Consider the following 255-nt stretch of genomic DNA (forward strand, 5'->3'; position numbering starts at 1 on the left):
GCTGGGAGATCGAGACCGCCTACCTCGAACTCAAGTCCACCATCCTCGGCGGCCGGGTCCTGCGATCACGCACCCCCGACGGCATCGATCAGGAAATCCACGCCCTGCTGATCGTCTACCAACTACTGCGCACCGCCATGGTCGACGCCACCGACAGCCGGCCCGGCCTCGATCCGGACCGGGCCAGCTTCACCACCGCCCTCAACACCGCCCGAGACCAACTCGTCCTCGCCGCAGGCGTCATCGCTGACACGA

General features: G+C 67.1%; 1 pseudogene. It reads left to right on the forward strand.

What is annotated here, in order from left to right:
- Positions 1-255, forward strand: a pseudogene (locus QSK32_RS45415) (IS4 family transposase); the annotation flags it as partial.

Origin of the sequence: Actinoplanes sp. NBRC 101535 (genome assembly GCF_030269225.1) — a bacterium.
In the GTDB taxonomy this organism is placed as follows: domain Bacteria; phylum Actinomycetota; class Actinomycetes; order Mycobacteriales; family Micromonosporaceae; genus Actinoplanes; species Actinoplanes rectilineatus.